Source organism: Bradyrhizobium sp. LTSP857, assembly GCF_000938285.1.
GTDB lineage: Bacteria > Pseudomonadota > Alphaproteobacteria > Rhizobiales > Xanthobacteraceae > Bradyrhizobium.
Window position 1 is genome coordinate 1 of the sequence record NZ_JYMS01000034.1, and the last position, 5,321, is coordinate 5,321.

Annotated in this window: 1 protein-coding gene; it reads left to right on the top strand. The window is 62.0% G+C overall.

Translation table 11 applies throughout. From position 1 onward, the window contains the following. Positions 1-1,188: 1,188 nt before the first annotated feature. Positions 1,189-5,321 (top strand): N,N-dimethylformamidase beta subunit family domain-containing protein (locus tag UP06_RS22375; protein WP_502691584.1); only part of this gene is annotated, 4,133 nt, incomplete at its 3' end.

Sequence of the window (5,321 nt, forward strand, 5' to 3'; positions counted from 1 at the left end):
CCGCCGTATCCACATCGAGAAGATCAACGCACCCTTCACATTTGGCGACTTCGGCGCGAGCATCCGATACGCGATCGAAAGGGCCGGCTCGAACTGCACGAGAGCGGGACCTATGTGCGGCTGCTGACGCCGGGCGCGGACCTGCTCCGTCAGTAGGTCAACGTCAAGGACAGCCACGCCGCGAGGAACACGCAGAGACAAATTCCCAGATATGGCAATGCAAGGCGCATCGGGCTTCTCCTCCGAAACGCATCAAATATGACCCAGCTTCACATGCCGGCCTGCCTTCGACTAGGAATCTGGGGTTGTAATTCGCCCGCCGCCATTCGCGGCGGTAACGGCTCGCACTGATAAGCAAACTGTGAAAACCTTGTCGGTTGCGAACCTCGCGATATTTCCATTGATCTTCCGAGTCTGCCCCTCTTCGGGTAAGCACGCGCAAGTTCTTGGCCGCATAATCGATCGACACAAAACTCAGCAGATCCATCCGAGCGCCCCCGAATCAATGATCCAAGTGTGCCAGTCAGGTTGTTCAGAGGTTTCCCTGGTTGCGTCAGTAACGTATATTTTAAATCTTGAAATGATATTTAAATTGACTTAGCTTTAGATTTTAACTTTAAATGCGAACCTGACGAAATCATTTGAGCCATTGCAGGCGGATTTAAACTGCCTGCCGTCGTGGAGAAGGAAAACGCGATGGGCGCTCCTGTACTGCAAGACAAGCTTCGGAAAGCGAACAAAAGAAACGAAATGCTCAATGATGGGCGTTTCAACTTGCGCCTCCCGCCGCGCGGGGACACAGAGTGGTCTCCATCCGACCCGGACAACGCCTCCGCGCAACTCGCGATCGTTCCCGAGTTGACATCGGCCCACGCCATTCCTTCTGCCGGGGTTACGGCTTCTCTGCTGGCGGGTCCGTCGTCTACAGTACCGGACAGTTTCGCGGCGGCGCCGACAGCAGTCGATGTCGTCGCGCCAGATACCTCGGCAGAGCCCAACCTCACTCGGACTTCCACAGACCTCACGACCGCCCCTACTTCGGCGGACACGACTTCCCCTGTCCTGATCCTCACTTCGGCGCCGTCCGGCAGCGGTTCTGTGACGCCGACGGTGGCGCAGCCCCTGACGATCGTCACGCCCCTCAGCTGTTGCGGCGTGTGCGGGTTCTATCAATGTCCAACGCAGCTAATGCTGACCGGCAATGGACTCGCCGGACAAATCACCGGTGACGGTCTAGCCAACCCATCCCTGTTGACCAACCTTGCCATGCCGGTCTCGACACAACTGGTCGGCGGAACCGCGGCCAGCAGCGGCTACCCGACCGGCAGCGGCCACACGACCGGCGATTACGGCATCCTTGGGGGCGCGGTTACGGACACGACGCCAGCACAGGCAGCGGCGCAACAGGCCGCCGTCGCGGCATCACTGCAGGGCGTGCAAAACCTCAATCCCATTGTCCTCGAGAACATGAAGCCCGGAAATCCCGAAAGCGAGTGGGGTATCGACGGAGCGGGCGACAGTAATATCGAAGGCTTCGCCACCGACATCAGCGTCAACCACGGTTCGCCGATCAGCTTCAAGATCAACACGAATTCGACAGACTACCGGATCGATATCTACCGCCTCGGCTATTACGGCGGACTGGGCGCGCGCAAGGTCGACACGATCACGCACACCGGACTGCAGACGCAGCCTGACCCCCTTGTCGACCCCACGACAGGATTGGTCGACGCCGGCAACTGGTCGGTTTCCGCAACCTGGGACGTTCCGGCGGACGCGGTCTCGGGCGTTTACATCGCCAAGCTGACGCGCCTCGACGGCACGGCCGGCGAGAACCAGATTCCCTTCATTGTGCGCGACGATTCCAGCCACAGCGACGTGGTCTTCCAGACCAGCGACGAGACTTGGCAGGCCTACAACGGCTGGGGCATCGCTAATTTCTACGGCGGCGAGGGACCTGCCACCGGCCAGGGCGCCGGGCGCGCCTATGAGGTGAGCTATAATCGTCCGATCGACACGCGCGGCGGCATTGGTACCGCCGCCGGGCCGCAGGACTATCTGTTCGGCGCGGAATATTCCTCGATCTCGTGGCTCGAGGAGAACGGCTACGACGTTTCCTACATGTCTGGCATCGATGTCGACCGCTACGGTAGCTTGCTCTTGAACCACAAGGTTTTCGTGGATTCCGGCCACGATGAATATTGGACGGAAAACCAGCGGAACAACGTCCAGGCCGCGCGGGACGCCGGCGTCAACCTGGAATTCTGGAGCGGCAACGAGATGTACTGGGAGACGCGGTTGGCGCCCAGCATCAGCAGCGACCAGACCAATTACCGCACGCTGGTATCCTACAAGGAAACCTGGGCCAATGCGGATACCGACCCGAGCAGTCAGTGGACCGGCACGTTCCGTGACCCGCGCTTCCCTTCGGAGACCGGCGCCGGAACCCCCGAGAACAGTCTCACGGGACAATTGTTCACGGTCGACGACACGCGATTCAGCATCGGCCTGAAATCGATCACGGTTCCCTACGACGACGCCAATCTCCGATTCTGGCGCAACACCAGCGTCGCCAATCTGCAACCCGGCCAGACGGCGACCCTGACCCAGAATTATCTGGGTTACGAATGGGACACCACGCCGGACAACGGCTTCGATCCCGCCGGTCTCGTCCAGCTTTCGTCGACCACGCTGGACGTCAACACCTATCTTCTCGACTACGGCAACACCACGGGGAACGGCACCGCGACCCACTCGCTGAGCCTGTATCGGGCGCCGTCCGGCGCGCTGGTTTTCGGCGCAGGCACCGTCTATTGGTCCTGGGGGCTGAGCGACAATCATGACCTCGAGGCAACGCCGACCGACAGCCGCGTACAGCAGGCGATGGTCAATCTGTTCGCCGACATGGGGGTGCAACCCCAAACGTTGCAGTCGGGCCTCATCAAGGGCACGCCGAGCACGGACCATACGCCGCCGGTCTCCACGATTAACCCCATCGGAAACGTCAACGCAGGCAGCCTCGTCACCATTTCCGGAACGGCGTCTGATGTCGGCGGCGTGATCGCGGGCATCGAGGTCTCGACCGATGGCGGCACGAGCTGGCACCCCGCGACGGGAGACGAACACTGGACCTATACTTGGTCGCCGCAGGTCCCGGGCCCGGTGACCATCGAGTCCCGCGCCGTCGACGACAGCATCAATCTCGAGACGCCGTCCGCCGGACAGACCGTCACGGTTGGAGCCTTCCCATATCTGACTGTATTTCCCGGAAGTGCTACTCCGGCCGTGGTCAACACCACGGACGCGTCGGCCGTCGAACTCGGTCTGCAATTCTCGTCATCGGTGACGGGAACCGCGACCGGCGTGCGCTTCTACAAAAGCAGCCAGGACACCGGCGTGCACACGGGCGAGTTGTGGTCGAGCACCGGAACGCTGCTCGCGAGCGTGACCTTCAGCAATGAGACGGAAAGCGGCTGGCAATCCGCGAGCTTCTCCAATCCGGTGACCATCACGCCGGGTCAGATCTATACAGTGTCTTACCACACCAATGCGGGGCATTATTCCAATACGCAAGAGTTCTTCGACTCTCCGGTCAAGAGCGGGCCGCTGACCGCAGCCGCCGGTGTCTTCGCCTATTCGACCACAAGCCAATTTCCGACGAGCACCTTCGATTCCACGAATTTCTGGGTCGACGTGATGTTCAACCCCACAACGGGGGTCACAAACCATGCGCCTACGGCCGTTGCGGACAATGGCTTGACGGGAGCCCAGAACTCGGCCGTCGTCATTGCAGCGTCGCAGCTCCTCGCCAACGATTCCGATTTGGACGGCGATACCCTTTCGATCACTTCGGTGAGCGCGGCCTCGCACGGGACCGTCACTCTCACCACGCAATCCAATCCGCAGAACTCGACCATCACTTTCACGCCGGATGCCGGCTACACCGGCGCGGCGTCGTTCTCCTACTCGATCTCGGACGGGCGCGGCGGAACCTCCACCGCTCAAGTGAGCCTGACGATCCAGCCCGCAGGCAGCGCGTCATATAGTCTGTTCTCGGCCGCGAACATTCCGGCCGCCACTGAAAACGACAACACGCCGGTCGAGCTCGGCGTGAAGTTCACCTCTTCGACGGCGGGACAGGTGACAGCGCTGAAATTCTATCGCTCGGCCAACGACAACGGACCCGACGTACTCGACCTCTGGAACGCGACAGGCACAAAGCTCGCCAGCGTCACCTTCACCAACACCAGCGCCAGCGGCTGGCAGACGATGGCCCTGGCGACGCCGGTCACGATCTCGGCCAACACGACCTATGTCGCCTCCTACCACACCATGGGCGCCTATGTGATAACCGCAAATTACTTCACCGGCGCGGTCACGAGCGGCCCGCTCTCGGCGATCGCGGCCTCCAACGGCGTCTATGCCTATGGCGGGACCAGCACGGCCGGCGTGTTTCCTTCGAGCTCATATAACGCGAGCAATTATTGGGCGGATATTGCGTTCACGCCAGTCGGCGGATCGAACACCGCGCCGACAGCAGTCGCGGACACGGGCAGCGCCACGGAGAAGGGTGGCATCGCCAATGGCATTGCCGGATCCGCGGCCACCGGCAACGTGCTCACCAACGACACCGATCCCGACACCGGCGACACCAAGACCGTCACCGCGGTCAGTTTTGGAGTCACCGCGGGCGCGCTCGGCACGTCGCTGACCGGCGCGCATGGCGGACTCGTCCTCAACGCCGACGGCACCTACACCTATACGATCAACGAGACCGACGCTGCGGTCCAGGCGCTGCGGCTCCCCACCGACACGCTGACCGACACGTTCAATTACACGATGAGTGACACCGCCGGCGCCAATTCCTCGACGACGTTGACCGTCACCCTCCACGGCGCCAACGACGCGCCGGTGCTGGCGGCCCAGACGTCGGCGCAATCGGCCGTCATCGGCCAGGCCTATTCCTTGACCCTGCCGACCGGGACCTTCACCGATGTCGACAGCGGCGACAGCCTGACCTATGTCGCGACCAACTCGACAGGCGCGGCGCTGCCGACCTGGCTCAGCTTCAACGCCACGACGCGCGTCTTCACCGGAACGCCGGCCGCTGCCGATGCCGGCACCGTCGCCGTCAAGCTCACCGCGACCGACGCAGGCGGCCTCTCCGCCAGCGAAAACTTCAACCTGACCGTCTCGACCACGGCGTCCCAGAATTTCAGCCTGTTCAGCGCATCGACGCCGGCGACGGCACCGACGTCCTTCAATGACGGTCAGCCGCTGGAATTGGGCGTGAAGTTCACCTCTTCGACGGCGGGACAGGT